Below are 17,812 nucleotides of genomic sequence, written 5' to 3'. Positions count from 1 at the left end.
GTGTCACACTGTATCCCATGGTGACGCACATTACAGAGGAAATTCCCCGCTCGGTTTGGTACGGCTGGGGCGACCCGGCCCGGGCGAAGCAATTGGGCGCCGGCGCCCTCGACTACCTGCGCAACACCCTGAAGCTCTCCGGGGTGGAGCCGGTCAACCCGCCGGTGGACTTCTCCGCAGTCCGTGTGGGGGATAGCCATCTCGGCGACGAGGCCTTGGCCGAGCTCCGGGCCATCAGCGGAGCCGAACACGTCTCCACGGAGGCCGCCGAACGCATCTTGCACTCGGGCGGGAAAAGCACCCCCGACCTGATGCGCCTGCGCGCCGGCGACGCCCTGGCCGCCCCCGACGCGGTGGTCTTCCCCGGACGCGCCGCGGAAGTCCGGGAGATCCTGGCGCTGTGCGTCCGGCGCGGGATCGCCGTCGTGGCCTTCGGCGGCGGCACCTCGGTGGTCGGCGGCGTCGACCCGGTCCGCGGTCGCTTCGCCGGGGTGATCACCCTGGACATGCGCCGCATGGACAAGCTGCTGCACCTCGACCCGGTCTCCCGCACCGCCACGCTTGAGGCGGGCATGCGGGGCCCCGCGATCGAGGCCGCGCTGCAGGCCCACGGCTTCACGCTCGGCCACTTCCCGCAGAGCCACCAGGAGGCGACCCTCGGCGGCTACGTGGCGACCCGCTCCGCCGGCCAGGCCTCCACCGGCTACGGCCGGCCCGAAGACCTGGTCAAGTCGGTCCGCCTGGAAACCCCCGTCGGGCCCGTTGAGCTCGGCTCCTCCGCACCGGGCAGCGCCGCCGGCCCGAAGCTGCTCGACGTCGTCGTGGGAAGCGAGGGCACCCTCGGGGTCATCACCTCCGCCACGCTGAAGATCTCTCCGATGCCCAAGCACAAGTCCTACGGGGCATGGTCGTTCCCGTCCTTCGAGGCCGGGACCCAAGCCATGCGCCGGCTGGAGCAGGACGGCGTCCGCGGCGACATGCCCCACGTATGCCGGCTCAGCGACACCGACGAGACCGCGGCGACCTTCAAGCTCGGCGGCTGGAAAACGGGCCTGCTCGCGCGCTACCTGCGCCTGCGCGGACAGCGCACCCCCGCGCTTTCCCTCTTTGTCTGGGAGGGCGACGCCGGCGAGACCAGGGCCCGCAAGCGCCGCAGCGCACGCATCATGCGCCGTTCCGGCGGCGTGCCGCTGGGGCCGATGCCCGCCACCGCCTGGGAACACGGCCGCTTCAGCGCCCCCTACCTGCGCGACGAACTGCTCACCCGCGGCGTCTACGTCGAAACGCTGGAAACCGCGGCAACGTGGAGCGAGCTCGACAAGACCTACGCGGCCGTCCGCTCCGCCATCCTCGATGCGATTGAGGAAGGCGGCGGCGCCGGGTACGTCCAGACGCACATTTCCCACGTGTACCCGGACGGCGCCTCGCTCTACTACACGTTCCTGGGAGGGCTGGAACGGGACGGACTGGCGCAAAACGCGAGGATCAAGGACGCCGCGTCCCGGGCCATCGTCGCGGCCGGGGCAACCATCACCCACCACCACGCGGTGGGCAGCGAACACTCGCCGTACCTGGGCGCCGAAATCGGCGAACTCGGCATCAAGGTGCTTCGCGGCATCAAGGACACCCTGGATCCCCGCGGCATCATGAACCCCGGAAAACTCATCCCTGCAGCAACGGAGGAACAAGCATGAGCAAGACCATCGATTCATTGGCCGGCTCCACCATCCTGATCACCGGCGCCGCCATGGGCATGGGCAAGATGTACGCCCGCCTCGCCGTGGAGGACCGCGCGAGCCGCGTCATCCTCTGGGACGTGAACGCCGATCTATTGGAAGAGACGGCCCGCGAGCTGGAGGGCAAGGGCTCCGAAATCCACACCCACGTGGTGGACGTCAGCAGGCTCGAGGACATCGAGCGCGCCGCCGAGCAGACCAGGGCCAAGGCCGGCTCTCCCGACATCCTGATCAACAACGCGGGAATCGTGCGCGGCAAGTACTTCTGGGAGCACGACCAGCGCTCCGACATCGCCGCAACCATGAACATCAACACCCTGGCACTGATGCACATCACCCGCGAGTTTCTGCCCGCCATGATCGAACGCGGGCGCACCAGCCGGATCGTGAACGTCGCCTCCGCCGCCGGTCTGCTGGCCAACCCAAGGATGAGCATCTACTCCTCCTCCAAGTGGGCGGTCGTCGGCTGGAGCGATTCGTTGCGGCTCGAACTCATCCAGGCCGGCCACAAGCACGTCGCCGTGACGACCTTCTGCCCGTCCTACATCAAGACCGGCATGTTCGAGGGGGCCCGCGGGCCGCTGCTGACCCCGCTGCTGGAACCCGAGGCCGTGACCCGGCGCGTCTGGCGGGCCATGAAGGAGGGGACGCCCATGCTCATGATGCCGTGGACGGTGAAGCTGAGCACCGCGTTGCGCGGGGTGCTGCCGCTGGCGGCCTGGGACCTGGTTGCCGGGCGCGTGTTCGGCGTCTACAAGTCGATGGAGCATTTCACGGGCCGCAAATAGGTTCAATCCCAGCTGCTTGCCATCCCCAGGGCTGCTCCTTGTCCTGCCTGTGGATTCGTGGTTGGCTTCTCACAAGCCTTCGCTGCCACGGCACTCGAAGATGGCGTTAACTGCGAACGGGCGGTCACCGTACACGTGTGCACACGACAAATGCCGCTAGCTTCTGCTGGATTGTGTGCAACTGGTGCACCGGCGGTGGCACCAGTTGCTCGCCAATGTTATGAGTGCGCTCGTAACGAGATAAATTAGCCGGCACCCTACTTACGCAGACAACCATGTAGTCGATATTGATTGAAGAAGGTTGTTGACCACCGATCTCCTTCACTTCTGTGATTTTATGGCTTAGCACCCACTTCGCTTCGACGTTAGGTATCCCTTGATTCGCCAGATCTCCGCGACACTCGCATGTCTTGCTTTGGTTGGAGCCACTTTGGTCCACGGGGGGTCAGTCGCAAACAGTGCCGTTGCCAAGCCGCCGGTACCAAGCAAAGTTAAAGTGACAGAAACGAAGTACGAGAGCTTCACCTTTTCCTGGAATGCCTCGAAGGGTGCGACAAGCTACACGGTGAAGATTGCGGCAGATGCGGCGTTCAAGAAAGGCGTCAAGACATTCGGTACGCGGTCAACCAAATACAAACCAATCAAGCTGCGAAATTGCACGACCTACTACTACAAGGTCCTTGCCAATAACGGAAGCAAATCCAAGAGTTCATACTCGAAAGCCCAAAAAGTGACCTTGGATTGCTTCTGGCCCGGGACTTTCTCCAAGATCAAGGCAACACCAAAATCTGCCAGTTCCATCGAGCTTTCATGGACTCGTCCAAGCAATGCAACTCGTTTTGCAGTTTGGCGTTCCGCGGATAAGTCCTTCGCTTCCGGAGTCAAAAAATTCACTACCAGCAGCACCAAGATCATCGACACTGGTCTCGCGGGCGGGAAATCCTATTACTATCGCGTCTACGCATTCAACAAGGCGAACAAGGCAAATGTCCGCCAGGCGCCACGAGTCGAAGGAAATGTGGCCACCGCCAAACCCGAAGGTCTGAAAGTCACGGCCGTATCGGCTCTTGGCGCCACCGCTCAGTGGACCAGGGCCCAAAACGCCCGGACCTATGAGTTGTCCGTTGCTACTAACTCAACGTTCACCGCCAATGCCAAGACGTACAAAACTACAACAAGCCGCAACGCGATCAAGATCAATAGCCTCAAGCCGGATACAAAGTACTATTTCCGGGTTAGATCCCTGAACGGCCTCGACCAGAACATTGCCAAGAGTGCGTACTCCACGGCCGTGTCGGCGACGGTCGGCCACCCCTCGGTGGACATCAACGCCATGAGTTTCAACGTACGAACAGCCAGCGCGGACGCAACAGCACCAGCTTCGCAGCTCTGGTCCAGTCGTCGGGGCGCTGTGGTGGCGACGGTACAAAACCAACAGATCGACCTGTTGGGCGCCCAAGAGGCGTATGCCACGAGGGACTACGTGCAGAGCATTGGAGATCCGCAGTGGGAAGACTTGCGGAAGCGCTTGGTCAAGGTGGGCTACGAGAGGGCGAAGTCGGGGACCGACGGCTTGTACAACTATGGAGAGTGCGGAGGAGATAAGTGCTGGGAAGACGAATATCAGCTGGATGGCAACCATATCTTCTACAAGACGTCCACGTTGAAGCCACTTGGGCAGGGCGGGAAGTTCATCCTGCCAAATCCGAGTAACCGGGACAGCGGCTACGCTGCAACGTGGCAGGTCTTCGAAACCAAAGGCACCGTCCAAAAGCGCTTCCTGGCTGTCAATACACACCTCTATTCGCAAGGGATCAACGACAGGTCGACCCATGACAATCGCCGGGCCGAGCAAATGGAAAGCCTGCTCACGCAGTTGAAGTCCAGGCTGGCCGCCGATCCAATGCCAGTTGTCATCATGGGTGACTTGAACTCCCACCGGGACAATTTTGCAGTCTCAAAGCTGGAATCGGCTGGGTACTTTGATACCGAGGCGGCAGATGTTCCCAAGGTGAAAGCGAACTTCAACAGCAGCCACGGATACAGTGCCTATCCCGCAAAGACCTATGGAACCAAAATCGACTACATTTTCACGAGTGGCAGTGTTGCCGTGAAGAAATGGGAACTCGTAGCGGATGTCGATCCTTTGACAGGCAAGTTCCGAGGCACCGTCCCATCTGACCACCATCCGATCAAAGCGGAGCTGACCTTTACGAAATAGAACCGTGTGGTTTCGCCGCATCCAGTGTTGATGGTCAGTGGTGAAAACCAGGTGGTTATCCGGCGGAGTAGGCACCAGAACGATGGGTGCGGCCAATCGTGTATCCGTGGGCCAACGACAGCGTGAATGAATTGGGTGCACCTGTTGCATTCAGTGGACGCCGAGGTGGCAGTAGTCCAGACCACTGGCTAGGGCAACGCAATATCCGTCCAACGAGCCTGTGAGATGGAATCCTGGATGTTTCGATGTGCTCGCCATTATTGCGTCGTTGAGGCTTTCCACTCCTCTCACTGCCAACCTACTGCGGACAGCCAGCCTCCATATTTCGTCGTTTTCGTCTACCAATAGGAAGCGGATGGATCCCGGGAACAGGCTTCGTTCGTTAGATCGCTCTCCGAGAACGATCGCACCAGCGCACCCAGCGCCGCCTCCTGCTATGGCCGATTCATCAGGGACACGTCCATGTCAGCATCCAAGCCGAATACGATGCAGAACGTAGCCAGCAAGGGGGCTGAGAACCGGGGCGCTGGTGTGGATGCTACTCGGGTTCAACCTGCATCTTTTCGGGGGTCTCTCTCGAGGATTTCGGCCGGTCGGCAAGCGGCGCGGTCACTAGCCGGACTATGGTCTGGCTGGTGACCCGCAATGCCTTGTCGAATACTGGTCGACTGAACGCAGCAACGATAACCACGGTAAACAAAGCGCACAAAGCCAGTGCTCCCCATCGGCCCGCGTTCTCCCACACGAGTGGCATCAGAGGAGTGACCGCCATGACTACAAAGCCGTGGAACAGGTACACAGCCAGACTCGATCGACCAACCGCGGTGGCTGTTCCCACGCGGTTTGGTATCAAACACAGCAGAGTAAACGTCATCAGCGCCGCAACAGCCAACAGCCCGGCTCGGACGAACACCCCGTCCGGGGCATCATCTCCCAACCCCGCGTAGCTGCGGTTGCCAAAAAACCAGCCGGGCTTCATATCCAAGCTGAAGATAACCCATGCAACCGCACCGGAGGCCACCACAAGACCAGCTTTTAGCCCGGTCGAAGTCCGGCTGGCCAGGGCGAGGAACTTGTGGCCGTAGAGTGCTCCGGCTGCGTAGCACGGCAGGAACACCAAAGCCCGCGACACGGCCCAGTCATTGCCGATCACGCCATCGGCGAAACCAGCCCCTAACGCCAGGACAACGGACCCGGCCATGGCGACTCCACGCAATTTCAGGATCACCGGTAGCAGCAGTTGCCAATAGACCATGGAAAGCAGGAACCAGAGGGTCCAGAACGGAAAGTAAGTGAACTTCTGCGGGCTTTCGATCAGTAGGTCGAATCCGAAGTACAGGCCTTGGAACGCCAGTAGAAGAACCAGTGAAGATCCCGCGCGCTCCACCATCCGTGACGTCTTCGCCGTAACCCCGGCGAGGAACACAAACGCCGGCATATGGAACAGATAGATCGCCGTCAGCGGCAACCTGATCGATCCGGCATCCCAAAAGCTCGTCTGCTCAAGCAGATGGCCGAACACCACGAGACAAATCAAGACACCCTTCGCGGCGTCGAGACGGTGATCGCGGACTCTGCTAGTTAGTTCTGGCACCGAGACAGGCTACCAGCACGACCCCTAACTCCCAGAAGCGCTACTCCCTGAGGCAGCCGTAATCCGCGACTGGCGCTATTCATACATCACGAAAGACAACCATGCTCGAATGACTAATCGGCCCCGAACATACTGAATGCGCCGGAATGCTGGCCGCCGCCATCCTCACCTCCGCCTCGACCCAGACAACGATCCTTCCCGCGGCGGCGCGCACGGTCCTGTCGATGGCCGCGCACAAGGCGATCCCCGAGCAGTTCGCGCGGATCCACCCAAGGTTCCTGACGCCGACCTGGGCCACGGTGGCCATGGGGCTGGTGTCCGCCGGCTTCTACCCGATTTTCACCTTGATCAGCGAGAACCTGCTGAGCGCGTTGATCGGGTCGCTGGGGCTCATGATTGCGTTCTACTACGGGCTGACCGGCTTCGCCTGTGTCTGGTGCTACCGCAAGACGCTGACGGGCAGCGAGCGCCACTTCATCATGTGCGGACTCTTCCCGCTGGCCGGAGGAGTGATGCTGCTGGCGGTGTTCATCTACGGCACCGTCCAGTTTGCACAGCCCGACTGGCTGACCGACGCGGACGGCAACAACATCACCATCTTCGGCATCGGCGCCGAGGCGGTGGTGATCTGCTGCCAGGTGAGGTCTGGGTTTTCGGTGTGTTCTTTGAGTGCATCGAGGTCGCTCTGCTGGGCGGATAAGACGTTGGCGATGCCTTTGAAGCCTTTGTTGGTCGACATCGGCCACCGCTCCGGGCTCGATCTTGTTGACCTTGTGGGTCAATAGACCCGTGGTGTGGTGCGCGGGTAGGTCACTGAGACGTGCAGCATGTCGCCGTGGTCAGCGCCTGGTTCGACGGCGACAACGACGACGATCCATGCGGAGACCAGAGCGCCGGGTTATTCGTCGGCGATATGTTCTCGGATGGTGTCCTCGAGGATCTGGGTGGTTACCGTGCTCATGCAATGTGAATCTTGTGGTGGTGCAGGTGGAGGCCGAGGACTCGGACGCGGGCTTCGATACGGCACATGCGCCTATAGGTGAATGCCCTGATGCGGGAAGTGAAGGACATGCCCCAGGACCATTCGAAGTGTTTGGCAAGGATCGCGTATGGCAGGAAAGCGCACACGAGGGCGACGAGGGCCAGTGCTTCGGCGATGGTGATGATTCCTGTCGATGCGAAGCGGTATCGGCTGATTCCTCGATGTGTGCTCATGCTGCTTCTCCTCGCCTTCGTTTCATCGCCTTTGGGAGCGTGATTACCAATATGGTGGCTTGGCGAGCTTGTGATTTGGTGGAGGTGACGGTTGTGCGTGTGGAGACGAGCTGCTCGACGAGGTCGGTGATCCGCGCGAGAGAGGATGGGCGGCCGGCGGTGGCGGGTATGGGTAGGCCATTCTTGAGCGGCAGATCCTCCAGGCTGCGGACGAGAACCCTTGGGCTTGTTTTGCCGTTTGCATGGTCCCGTGCCGACCGATGTCTAGCAAACCCCGGCAACCAGCGATAGCGTCGGAAACGAACGGGTCTGCGGCGCTGTCTGAAAACCGTGCCACCACGGACCCTGCCGGGTACGGAAAATCCCCGTGCCCGATGTCTACGAAAGGCCAGGCCGTGAAGGCAGCACGTTTCCACGCTCAAAAAGACATCCGCATCGAAGAGATCCCCGAACCCGTTCTGCGCGCCGGAGCCGTCGCCATCGACGTGGCCTGGTGCGGCATCTGCGGAACGGACCTGCACGAGTACCTCGAGGGTCCCATCTTCATCCCGGCACCGGGGCATCCGCACCCGCTGTCGCACGAGGAACCACCCGTGACGCTGGGGCACGAATTCTCCGGGACCATCACCGCGCTGGGCGAGGGCGTCATGGACCTTGCCGTGGGCCAGAACGTCGTGGTGGAGCCGTACTTCACCTGCGGCGTCTGCCCGCAATGCAAGTCAGGGAGGTACCACCTGTGCGAGAAAATGGGTTTCATCGGCCTGGCCGGTGGTGGCGGCGGGCTGGGCGAGAAGGTCGTTGTCGACAAACGCTGGGTGCACCCGATCGGCGACATCCCGTTGGACGAGGCGGCGTTGATCGAGCCGTTGTCCGTCGGCCACCACGCGGTGGTGCGCAGCGGTGTGGTTGCCGGACAGGTCGCGCTCGTGGGCGGGGCGGGCCCGATCGGTCTGCTTACCGCCGCAGTGCTCAAGGGCATGGGGGTGACAACCATCGTGAGCGAGCTGTCGACGGCCCGCAAGGACATGGCCTGGGAGAGCGGCGTGGCAGACCATGTGCTGGATCCCGGCAAGGAGGACGTGAAGGCGCGCGTCCTGGAAATCACCGGGGGCCTGGGCGCCGACGTCGCCTTTGAATGCGCCGGGGTCAACGTCGTGCTGGACACCCTGCTTGATGCGCTCAAGCCGACCGGGGTGCTGGTGAACGTCTCCATCTGGGGCAGGCCGGCCACGGTGGACATGCAGAAAATCGTGCTCAAGGAGATCGACCTTCGCGGCACCATCGCCTACGTGCGGGACCACGCCGAAGTCATCGAGCTGGTGGGAAGCGGAAAGATCAACCTCAAGCCGTTCATCACCGGGCGCATCGCGCTCGACGACCTGATCGCCAAGGGCTTCGACACGCTGATCAACCACAACGAGACAGCCGTGAAGATCATCGTCTCGCCCAGCGGAAGGGGCCTTTAGACGAGTGATTCCGAGGGGTGACCGCGCAGGCAAGGGGGGCGGAATCGGCGTATCCACCCAATGACACCCACAAGGGGCAGCTTGGCCTGGAACGGCGCGGAGGCAGGACCAGGCCGGAGTCACCGTCCGCTTCGTGCAACGCATGCTGGCGATGACGGCGGCGATCTGGCGCAACGAGAATATTCGGTGCCGTGACCCGCCGTTCGTTGGTCGCCTGCGAGCACCAACCCTTGGAATCACTGGTCTAGGGTGCGCTGGGGGCCTTCTTGGCCGGCTTGGCGCGCACGTGCATGCGCTCGCCCTGCGGCCCGAACAGGCTGAGGAACTCCACCCCGTTGTTGTCGGCCCGGCCGAACCAGTGCGGCGTGCGGGTGTCGAATTCCGCGGCTTCTCCGGCCGACAGCACGATGTCGTGCTCGCCCAGGCAGAGGCGGAGCCTGCCCTTGAGCACGTACAGCCACTCGTAGCCCTCGTGGGATCGAAGATCCGCGTCCGTGGATGGCTTTCCGGCGGGAATCACGTGCTTGAACGCCTGGAGCCCTCCTCCGGAACCGCGGCTCAGCGGAAGGATCGTCATCCCGTTGCCGATGATCGGCTTGATGTGGATCCGCGGATCGCCGGTGGCCGGGGCTCCCACCAGGTCGTCCAGCGGAACGCCGTGGGCGCGCGCCAATGGCAGGAGTTGCTCCAGCGTCGGGCGGCGCTGGCCCGATTCCAGGCGCGAGAGCGTGCTCACCGAGATTCCCGTCAGCGCGGAAAGCTCCTGCAGGGTGGTGTTGCGTCCGGTGCGCAGCGCCTTGAGCCTCGGGCCAACCCGGGAAAGTGTTTTGTCAATGTCGTGGTCCATGGCACCAGTTTGCCATATCAGCAAAAATGTTTGCCACTCTGGCTCTTGGGGGTGCAGTCTTGGATGAACGCGGGCACAGGGCTTGGCGAATGGATCGACTGGAGCAATTCCCATGGAAACGCAGGCAAAGATTTACGACGTTGCAATCATCGGCGGGGGAGCGGCGGGGCTCAGCGCCGCACAGGCCCTGGGCAGGGCGCGCCGTTCCGTGGTTGTCATCGACGCGGGCGAACCACGCAATGCGCCGGCGGCCGCCATGCACAACTTCCTCTCCCGCGACGGGATGAACCCGCTCGAACTGCTCGAGGTCGGCCGCGCCGAACTCGTCAAGTACGGCGTCGAGGTGATCAACACCCGCGCCCTGGACACCCTCCGCAACGAGGCCGGATTCACCATCTCCCTGGGCAACGCCACGGAGGTCTCGGCGCGCCGCCTCATTCTTGCCACCGGGCTGAAGGACCAACTGCCCGACATTCCCGGCCTGGCAGAGCACTGGGGCAACGACGTGCTGCACTGCCCCTACTGCCACGGCTGGGAGGTCAAGGACCTGCGCCTCGGCGTCATCGACAGCGCCATGGCCATGCACCAGGCGCCGATGTTCACCCAGTGGTCCAAGCGCGTCACCCTGTTCAAGGGCCCGAACAAGGTGCTCGCTGCCGAGGAACTGGAACAGCTGGAAGCGCTGGGTGTGGAAGTCGTGGAGTCAGTGGTTACCACTGTGCTCGGTGAGGCGGGCTCCGTGCGGGGCGTTGAGCTCAGCGACGGGACGCAACGCGAGATCGATGCCTTGGTCGTCATGCCGAACTTCGACGTCGATGTCTCCTGCGTGAAATCCCTTGGACTGGTGACGCAGGAGCATGTCTCCGGCATCGGCCGGCATGTGCCCGTCGACGACGGCGGCCAGACCGAAGTTCCGGGACTCTGGCTTGCGGGAAACGTTGCCAACCCCATGGCACAGGTCATCATGGCCGCGGCCGACGGGCTCGGCATGGGCCTCAGGGTGAATGCCGACCTCATGAAGGAAGATTTCGATCACGCAGTGGCCGAACTGCGCATGAAAAAGGCAGTGGTCTAGCGGCAGGGGCGCCGCGACCCGGATGCCATCCTGAATCCACCCGGCCAGCGTGGCGCTAGCCCTCCAACGAGTAGGAAACCTCCGAGGCCGGCGGCCACCTGGTGATCGACCCGAGCGGATCCGCGGCATCGCCGTGGACCGGCTCCATGGCCTCGTGATCGATGTCCACGGTCAACGCTCCCAGCAGGCCGTCGTTGACCACCAGGCTCACGCGGGCGGGCTGTCCGTCGGGGGTCCTGAAGTTCGCGTGCACCGGGAAGGTGAAGTCGCGCGGCACCGTTCGGTCGGTGCCGTCCGGAACCACGAGATCGAGCTGGTAGGCGAACTCCCATGGGTTGCCCCAGTACTGCTCCCTGGCTTCGGCCAATTGCCCGCGCAGGATCCCGGAAGCAAATTCATCGGTCTGCCCAAGCATTCCCGCGATGAGCTCGCGCACCGCCTGCGGCAGGTCGCGGATGGGAAGCTCTTCCTCGGGGAGGCCGGGTTCGGGTAAGGCGCCGGCGCGTGGCCCATCCACCAGGAAGGTCGCGGCGGCAAGGATTCCCGATCCCACGGCCATGATCGGCCGGGGGTTGGAGATCCCGCGGCGCAGAAGCGCCTGGTGGATCGAGGCGTCAAGCACGAAGCCAAGCTTGGTGCTGCCGGCGCCCAGGGCTGTCATTCCCAGGGCGAGCGCGCCGCGGAGTAGCTTCCTCGATTCCAGCGGTTCGTCCTGCGCGGTGCCAAACCATGCGACCGCCCCGGCCGCCGCGCCGGAGCCAACGCAAAGGCCCGCCCGCGTGGCGGGCCGCAGCCTGGCCGGATCAATCAACGTCAGCAGACCGCTGGCCAGCCCCAGCGCCACTGCACCACCCAGGCGGGATCGGACGGGCAGGGACTCGGTGTCTGTTGAATCAGCCATCCGCCCAGCCTACTAGGACGCAGGAGGCGTGTTGGCGTGAAGCGCTCGGCGGTCATGCCGCGTGCTCGCCGGTTCCGCCATCTCGATCCCGCGGCGCATGCATTACTGGGGACATTCCGGTCCCGAGACAACCCAGGTGCAATCATGTTGCCCAAGTCAGCACGCTCTTGGTGGGCGCTCGCCGGTGTCGTCGCAGCGGTGGCCGCCGTTGCGGCCGCAGCCTCCCCACGAGAGTTCCCGGCCGAAGCCGGCGGCTGGAACAACGAGGGTCCCGGGTACTGCTCCGCGGAGATGGTGGATCCGGCTCCGGACGAGCTCCCAACGCCCGAGGAACTCCAGCGGGCCTGGGATGAAACGGACAAACTCCACCGGGAGCTGATGAAGCGGATGCCTGATCCCGTGGTGGAGGACCAGCCGGGTTCCGGGGCCAGGAACGGCGGCATCGGCACCTACGAGGCGCAAGTCGAGTTGTCCACCTTGCTGGTCCAGTCCGCCCAGACGGGCCTCACCGCACAGGACACCTCGTTGGGCGGGCTGCTGACCGCCTATGTCGACGGAGAGATCGTGGTGCAAACCGGGATCGAGGACGGTCCCGTCGACGTCGAGATCCGGGCCCTGGACCGGGCGCCTGCAGGTGTGGAACCAGGCTGGGAGGACGTCTCCGAGGTGAGCTTCCGGGCTGGCCCCGAGGCCCGCGTGTCGATCCGGGGGATCGAACCCTATGCGGAGAATGACCGGGCGGATTGGGTGCAGAGGCTCGATGCGCACGGCCAGGGCTGGTACCGGATGCGGGTGCACGCCAGCGGGCCGCGACGTGGCAGCGGGAGACTGGGTTGACCGCCCGACGGAAAAGTACCTGGTGGAGGCCTGGCCGGCGCCGCGAGCCGACCCCGTAGTCCACCGCGCCGATTCCGAATGTTCGCGGTACCTGAACGAGTAGTCAGGTCCGGTTGCCCGATGACACCGACACGAACTGTCTGATTGTTTCACCAAAGACTATGCTGACCTGAATCAAAGGAGCGCGGTACAGCGCTACCGCCGCCACCTCGAGGGGACGCCGACATGCGTGAGTCGAAGCCAAGAACCGCCGGGCGCCCGCGTAGGCGCTGGCCGCTGGTCGTGGCGATCGGTGCGCTGGTGGCGGTGCTGGGAACTGCCTGCTGGGGCGCCTACCGGATGCTCGACCCGGTGGAGGACTACGTTCTTGGCAACGCAATATGCCACAGCACGGGGTTTCCCGACACCCCGCCCGGAATCGTCACCGCGCCCTACATCGGCGTGAAACCCGGGCGCTGGCTGGACGTGCGGTCGGTCGACCTGGTTGACGGGGTGAACTATCGACTCGCCGGTGTCGGCGTCCAGAACAAGGTTCCGGCTAGCGGTGCCATCTCCTACCCGGTGGTCGAAGATGGGTCGCCGGAGGTGGAAGCGTGGCTCACGCGCGTCGAACTGCCGGCGCGGCTGGGCGACAGCCCCAACGAATCAATCTTCACGGCCTTGGAGCCGGTCGACCCGAGCCAGGAGTCATTGCTTCGTGCGGTGCACGTCGAGTACCGCAACGAGTGGGGAATTCCCTACGGCATCGACGTCGGCCCGAGGTTCACCGCCAAGCCCGATTGTTCGGCCGATCCCGCAGGGGACTGAAGTGCCGCTGCCGGTGTGATGTCCGGTGACGTGGTTCCGGGCTGTGGGAAGAAGGCGCCCTGCGGCTTTTGCGATCGAAACCCGTTGGACGGTGTTCCGATGCATGGGTGTCCGGGGATAGCGTGTCCTTGGAAAAGCCCGACGACCAACCGCGAAGGACCCCGGAATGACAATGCTCGAAAACCGTGAAAACACCGCTCTTCTTGTCGTGGACGTGCAGGTCGACGTCATGGGGGAGGCCTACGAACGTGAGGCGACCGTGGGCAGGATCGCCACGTTGGTCGACTCCGCCCGTGCGGCCGGTACCCCGGTCGTCTGGGTGCAGCACTCCGATCAGGAACTCAAGCGGGGAACCCCCGGGTGGGAAATCGTGCCGGAACTCAAGCCTCAGGAGTCGGAAGCGGTGGTCCACAAAAGCTACGGCGACTCGTTCGAGGCAACCGACCTCGAGACCGTGCTTGCCGCGACGGGTGTCGGACACCTGGTGGTCGCCGGCGCCGAGTCCGACGCCTGCATCCGGTCGACCATCCACGGCGCCTTCACGCGCGGCTACGACGTCACGCTCGTCGGGGACGCCCACACCTCGGGCGACCGCAGCGCATGGGGTGCGCCGCCTCCGGAGGCGGTCATCGCCCACATGAACCTGTACTGGCAGTACCAAAGGGCGCCGGAGCGCACGGCCGCCGTCGTCAAGACCGGCGACTTCGTTTTCGGCCGGTAGCGGCGGCGGGCCCCGCCGCCGCCGGCGAATCCGCTACGGGCGGCGAGCGGCCCATACGGTCCGGCTGCCGCGCAGCACAAGGTCCGTGCGGTGCCCAAGGCCGGCGGGGTTTTCCGGATCAAGCAACGCATCCATCGACGCAAGGTCCGCGGGCGACAGCTTGTCTTCCAGCCCGGTGCGGGTCCTGCCCAGCCACATCTGCGCGTAGGTCGCCATGGCCTCAGGTTCCGGGGCCAGCTCGTAGCTGAAGTTCCTCTGCTCGACCTCGAAGCCCGCGGCTTCAAGTTGCTCCTGCCAGTCCGGGTGGGCGTTCCATCCCTGCGCGTCGATGAGCCGGTGGCTGCGATCCTCGAGCCCGGGTTCGCCCCAGCCGATGTCATCGGGCAGGAAGCGCGGGAACGAATCCATCTCGACGACGGCGAACAGCCCGCCGGGGTTCAGCGCCGCAAAGACCTCTGCGAACACCTTGTCGGGGTCCGCAACGTGGTGGATCGAGGAAGCCGCCCACACCAGGTCCGCGGCCCCGATCTCCGGCCACTGGGCGTCCATGTCGGCGTGGACCTTGACCACCCGGCCGTCCAGCCCGCGGGCCGCGGCCTTGGCCGCCAGATGCGCAAGCATCTGCTCCGAGTTGTCCACGGCAAACACCGTGGCCTTCTCGAAGCGCCCGGCGAGCGCCAGGGTGCCGGTTCCCGTGCCCGAGCCGAGGTCGACGATGGTTTCGGGGGCGCCGGCGAGACCCGCAACCCAGCCGGTGATCTCCGCCAGGTGCGCGGCCTGCAGGGCGGCGTCCATGTCGAGCATCTCGGCCATGCCTTGGTCGTCTGGATGCTCGTGCGAGTGGCCGTTGGCGCTGGAATGGCCGTGCGAGGGTACTTCGCCGTGTTCGTGCGGGTGCTGTCCGTGCAAGTGCTGGGAATGCGTCATGGGCCAAGCCTATGCACACCCGGTGGAAAGTGCCCCATGCTTTTGCCAAAACGGCAAAATGGTCGGGTCCAGGATCGGCACACGCCGCGGACGGCGAGCCCATCCCCGGCCCGGGCGACCGGCCCCTCTGCAGGTTCCGCACGAGTGCGGGCCCCGACCCTTGTTTGCCGGGTCCTACGGTGCTAAACAGGTGGACATACGGTGCCCGCCAAAGGGTGCTCCGCTTCCCCCATGCTTGTTGCGTGTCGGGACCGGAAGCCTTTGGGCCATGGATCACTAGCCGGTGCTCGGTGGCCCGGCGAAGGATGTGCGCGAAAGATGGCAAGCAAACCCCTGAAAGACGATCCAACCGACGAGTTCCTGGAAGTGGGCCCGCCGAAGACGAGTGCCGTGGGAATCCCCAGCCTGCTGGCATCCATCCCGCTGGCCTTCAATGAAATGGGGCCGCAGCGGGCGCTGAAGACCCTGTTGCACATGAACCACAAGGACGGGTTCGACTGCATGAGCTGCGCCTGGCCGGATCCCCCGCACCGCAAGGTGGCCGAGTTCTGCGAGAACGGCGCCAAGGCGGTGAGCTGGGAAGCCGATCCGCTGAAGGTTCCGCGTTCGTTCTGGGAGGAGCACTCCGTGGGCGAGCTGCGCGGGCGCAGCGAGTACTGGCTGGGCCAGCAGGGGCGGCTGGTCGAGCCGGTGTACAAGCCTGCGGGGCAGGACCACTATCGTCCCGTCTCCTGGGACAACGCCTTCGGCATCATCGCCCGCGAGCTCAACGCACTGCCCTTCCCTGGCGAGGCGACGTTTTACACCAGCGGCCGGGCCAGCAACGAGGCCGCCTTCACCTACCAGTTGTTCGTACGGGCCTTCGGCACCAACAACCTCCCCGATTGCTCGAACATGTGCCACGAGTCGACCGGCAAGGCCATGACGGAGAGCATCGGAGTGGGCAAGAGCGCCATCCACTATGAGGACTTCGAGAAAACCGACCTGATCATCATCATGGGGCAGAACCCCGGGACCAACCACCCGCGCATGCTCGCCGCCCTGGAGGACGCCAAGCGTGCGGGGGCGAGCATCGTGGCGGTGAACCCGTTGCCGGAGGCCGGCCTGTTGAACTTCAAGAACCCGCAGCGCCCGCGCGGCATCATCGGCAAGGGGACCGACCTGGCTGACCAATACCTGCAGATCAGGATCGCTGGCGACATGGCGCTGATGCAGGCGCTGGCCAAGCGCGTGTTCGAGGCCGAGGACGCGGCACCCGGATCGGTATTGGACCACAAGTTCCTTCAGGAGCACTGCATCGGGCTGGCCGAGTACAAAGCGCACCTTGAGACCCTCACCGAGGCCCAGGTGCTTGTGGCCACGGGGCTCTCCAGCCCGGAGATCGACGAGCTGGCGGCCCGCTACCTCGCAGCCGAGAACGTCATCGTCACCTGGGCGATGGGCCTGACCCAGCACAAGAAGGCCGTTCCCACGATCAAGGAAATCATGAACGTGCTGCTGCTGCGCGGGAACATCGGCAAGCCGGGCGCCGGGCCGTGCCCGATCCGCGGGCACAGCAACGTGCAGGGGGACCGGACCATGGGCATCTGGGAGCAGATGCCGGAGGACTTCATGGACAAGCTCGCCGCCGAGTTCGACTTCGCGCCCCCGCGCAAGCACGGCCTCGACGCCGTGCAAAGCATCCAGGCCATGCACGAGGGCAAGATCAAGGTGCTCATCGCCCTCGGCGGGAACCTGGTCCACGCGATCTCCGACACCCGGGTCGCCGAGGAGGCCATCCAGAGGACAAGGCTCTCCGTGCAGATCTCTACCAAGCTCAACAGGTCCCACGCCTTCACGGGGGAGCAGGCCCTGATCCTTCCCACGTTGGGCCGCAGCGACATCGACATCCAGGCCTCCGGCCCGCAGTTCGTCACGGTGGAGGACACCGTGTGCGCGGTCCATGCATCCCAGGGCCGGGTCATGCCCGTCTCGGAAAAGATGCTCTCCGAGGTCTCGATCGTTTCGCGCATGGCCCGCGCCGTGCTGGGGGCCGGGCACCCCTTCACGTGGGAGGCGTTCGAGGAAAACTACGACTCCATCCGCGAGCACATTGCCCGCGTGGTCGATGGCTGCGCGGACTACAACAGGCGCGTGCGCGAACCGGGCGGTTTCATCCTGGCCCACCCGCCGCGGGACGAACGCCGCTTCCCGACCCCCAGCGGCAAGGCGGTGATCACCGTCAACGAGCTGGAGACCATCGACCTGCCGGCAAACCGGCTGATCCTGCAGTCGCTGCGCTCGCACGACCAGTTCAACACCACCACCTACAGCCTCAACGACCGCTACCGCGGCGTGCACAAGGGCCGCAGCGTCCTCTTCGTGAATCCCGAGGACCTGCGCGAACTCGGTTTCCGGGACGGCGGCTACGTGGACGTCCATTCGGAGGCCGGCGACGGGCGGGACCGGGTGCTGCGCCAACTTCGGGTCATTTCCTATCCCACGGCCCGGGGCTGCGCGGCCACCTACTTCCCGGAGGGCAATGTACTGGTGCCGCTCGAGGCCACGGCCGAGGGCAGCAACACCCCGGTGTCAAAATCCATCATCATCCGCCTGGAACACGCACCGGCGCCCGACTTCGCAGGCGTTAAATAGGCCCGGCCGGCTCCCGTTTCCGGGGGCGGCACTTGAATTGCGG

Annotated in this window: 15 protein-coding genes; 10 read left to right on the top strand and 5 right to left on the bottom strand. The window is 64.3% G+C overall.

What is annotated here, in order from left to right:
* Positions 1-17: 17 nt before the first annotated feature.
* From ACIQLF_RS07610 to ACIQLF_RS07600, 3 genes are all read left to right on the top strand, one after another.
* Positions 18-1,694, top strand: a complete 1,677-nt coding sequence (locus tag ACIQLF_RS07610) for an FAD-binding oxidoreductase (RefSeq protein ID WP_400296340.1) — start codon at positions 18-20, stop codon at positions 1,692-1,694.
* On the top strand, positions 1,691-2,524 hold the full coding sequence (locus ACIQLF_RS07605; protein WP_400296338.1) for an SDR family oxidoreductase: 834 nt from the start codon (positions 1,691-1,693) through the stop codon (positions 2,522-2,524). The genes ACIQLF_RS07610 and ACIQLF_RS07605 overlap by 4 nt, the downstream gene beginning before the upstream one ends.
* A gap of 496 nt (positions 2,525-3,020) precedes the next feature.
* Positions 3,021-4,745, top strand: a complete 1,725-nt coding sequence (locus ACIQLF_RS07600; protein ID WP_400296335.1) for a fibronectin type III domain-containing protein — start codon at positions 3,021-3,023, stop codon at positions 4,743-4,745.
* A gap of 538 nt (positions 4,746-5,283) precedes the next feature.
* Here ACIQLF_RS07600 and ACIQLF_RS07595 read toward each other — a convergent pair.
* The gene (locus ACIQLF_RS07595; protein WP_400296332.1) at positions 5,284-6,339 is read right to left on the bottom strand and encodes an acyltransferase family protein; all 1,056 of its coding nucleotides are present in this window, start codon (positions 6,337-6,339) and stop codon (positions 5,284-5,286) included.
* A gap of 146 nt (positions 6,340-6,485) precedes the next feature.
* On the opposite strand from ACIQLF_RS07595, the gene ACIQLF_RS07590 reads away from it, so the two are divergent.
* Positions 6,486-7,124 carry a hypothetical protein gene (locus ACIQLF_RS07590; protein WP_400296329.1) on the top strand — a complete coding sequence of 213 codons (639 nt, stop codon included), beginning with the start codon at positions 6,486-6,488 and terminating at the stop codon, positions 7,122-7,124.
* Between the two features lie 172 nt (positions 7,125-7,296).
* Here ACIQLF_RS07590 and ACIQLF_RS07585 read toward each other — a convergent pair whose 3' ends face one another.
* A complete protein-coding gene (locus ACIQLF_RS07585) occupies positions 7,297-7,554 on the bottom strand; it encodes a hypothetical protein (RefSeq protein ID WP_400296327.1) in 258 nt (85 codons plus the stop codon).
* 395 nt (positions 7,555-7,949) lie between these two features.
* Here ACIQLF_RS07585 and ACIQLF_RS07580 point away from each other — a divergent pair, with 395 nt between their 5' ends.
* Positions 7,950-9,020 (top strand): 2,3-butanediol dehydrogenase, encoded by a 1,071-nt coding sequence (locus ACIQLF_RS07580; protein ID WP_400296409.1) that lies wholly within the window; start codon positions 7,950-7,952, stop codon positions 9,018-9,020.
* A gap of 244 nt (positions 9,021-9,264) precedes the next feature.
* Here the strand turns inward: ACIQLF_RS07580 and ACIQLF_RS07575 are convergent, their stop codons facing one another.
* Positions 9,265-9,867 (bottom strand): helix-turn-helix domain-containing protein, encoded by a 603-nt coding sequence (locus ACIQLF_RS07575; RefSeq protein ID WP_400296324.1) that lies wholly within the window; start codon positions 9,865-9,867, stop codon positions 9,265-9,267.
* A gap of 112 nt (positions 9,868-9,979) precedes the next feature.
* On the opposite strand from ACIQLF_RS07575, the gene ACIQLF_RS07570 reads away from it, so the two are divergent.
* Entirely contained in the window at positions 9,980-10,942 is a 963-nt protein-coding gene (locus ACIQLF_RS07570) for an NAD(P)/FAD-dependent oxidoreductase (protein ID WP_400296322.1), read from the top strand.
* 55 nt (positions 10,943-10,997) lie between these two features.
* On the opposite strand, the gene ACIQLF_RS07565 is transcribed toward ACIQLF_RS07570, so the two are convergent.
* Positions 10,998-11,843, bottom strand: coding sequence for a hypothetical protein (locus ACIQLF_RS07565; RefSeq protein WP_400296319.1), 846 nt, complete (start codon positions 11,841-11,843; stop codon positions 10,998-11,000).
* 144 nt (positions 11,844-11,987) lie between these two features.
* Here ACIQLF_RS07565 and ACIQLF_RS07560 point away from each other — a divergent pair, with 144 nt between their 5' ends.
* The 3 genes from ACIQLF_RS07560 (at position 11,988) to ACIQLF_RS07550 (ending at position 14,208) form a co-directional block, all read left to right on the top strand.
* Entirely contained in the window at positions 11,988-12,680 is a 693-nt protein-coding gene (locus ACIQLF_RS07560; protein ID WP_400296316.1) for a hypothetical protein, read from the top strand.
* Between the two features lie 225 nt (positions 12,681-12,905).
* Positions 12,906-13,487 (top strand): hypothetical protein, encoded by a 582-nt coding sequence (locus tag ACIQLF_RS07555; protein WP_400296314.1) that lies wholly within the window; start codon positions 12,906-12,908, stop codon positions 13,485-13,487.
* Between the two features lie 166 nt (positions 13,488-13,653).
* A complete protein-coding gene (locus tag ACIQLF_RS07550; protein ID WP_400296311.1) occupies positions 13,654-14,208 on the top strand; it encodes a cysteine hydrolase family protein in 555 nt (184 codons plus the stop codon).
* A 33-nt stretch (positions 14,209-14,241) separates the two neighbouring features.
* Here ACIQLF_RS07550 and ACIQLF_RS07545 read toward each other — a convergent pair whose 3' ends face one another.
* A complete protein-coding gene (locus ACIQLF_RS07545; protein ID WP_400296309.1) occupies positions 14,242-15,135 on the bottom strand; it encodes a methyltransferase domain-containing protein in 894 nt (297 codons plus the stop codon).
* 318 nt (positions 15,136-15,453) lie between these two features.
* Between ACIQLF_RS07545 and ACIQLF_RS07540 the strand changes: the two genes are divergently transcribed.
* On the top strand, positions 15,454-17,769 hold the full coding sequence (locus ACIQLF_RS07540) for an FdhF/YdeP family oxidoreductase (RefSeq protein ID WP_400296306.1): 2,316 nt from the start codon (positions 15,454-15,456) through the stop codon (positions 17,767-17,769).
* Positions 17,770-17,812 lie beyond the last annotated feature (43 nt).

Origin of the sequence: Paeniglutamicibacter sp. NPDC091659 (assembly GCF_044756805.1) — a bacterium.
GTDB lineage: Bacteria > Actinomycetota > Actinomycetes > Actinomycetales > Micrococcaceae > Paeniglutamicibacter.
The sequence above is the reverse complement of the archived record's forward strand: the minus strand, read 5'-3'. Positions and strand labels throughout refer to the sequence as shown.

Excerpts from the sequence above, each read along its gene's own strand:
- ACIQLF_RS07610 (WP_400296340.1), top strand. The coding sequence starts at position 18 with ATGGTGACGCACATTACAGAGGAAATTCCCCGCTCGGTTTGGTACGGC.
- ACIQLF_RS07605 (WP_400296338.1), top strand. The coding sequence starts at position 1,691 with ATGAGCAAGACCATCGATTCATTGGCCGGCTCCACCATCCTGATCACC.
- ACIQLF_RS07590 (WP_400296329.1), top strand. The coding sequence starts at position 6,486 with ATGCTGGCCGCCGCCATCCTCACCTCCGCCTCGACCCAGACAACGATC.
- ACIQLF_RS07585 (WP_400296327.1), bottom strand. The coding sequence starts at position 7,554 with ATGAGCACACATCGAGGAATCAGCCGATACCGCTTCGCATCGACAGGA.
- ACIQLF_RS07575 (WP_400296324.1), bottom strand. The coding sequence starts at position 9,867 with ATGGACCACGACATTGACAAAACACTTTCCCGGGTTGGCCCGAGGCTC.
- ACIQLF_RS07570 (WP_400296322.1), top strand. The coding sequence starts at position 9,980 with ATGGAAACGCAGGCAAAGATTTACGACGTTGCAATCATCGGCGGGGGA.
- ACIQLF_RS07565 (WP_400296319.1), bottom strand. The coding sequence starts at position 11,843 with ATGGCTGATTCAACAGACACCGAGTCCCTGCCCGTCCGATCCCGCCTG.
- ACIQLF_RS07560 (WP_400296316.1), top strand. The coding sequence starts at position 11,988 with ATGTTGCCCAAGTCAGCACGCTCTTGGTGGGCGCTCGCCGGTGTCGTC.
- ACIQLF_RS07555 (WP_400296314.1), top strand. The coding sequence starts at position 12,906 with ATGCGTGAGTCGAAGCCAAGAACCGCCGGGCGCCCGCGTAGGCGCTGG.
- ACIQLF_RS07550 (WP_400296311.1), top strand. The coding sequence starts at position 13,654 with ATGACAATGCTCGAAAACCGTGAAAACACCGCTCTTCTTGTCGTGGAC.
- ACIQLF_RS07545 (WP_400296309.1), bottom strand. The coding sequence starts at position 15,135 with ATGACGCATTCCCAGCACTTGCACGGACAGCACCCGCACGAACACGGC.
- ACIQLF_RS07540 (WP_400296306.1), top strand. The coding sequence starts at position 15,454 with ATGGCAAGCAAACCCCTGAAAGACGATCCAACCGACGAGTTCCTGGAA.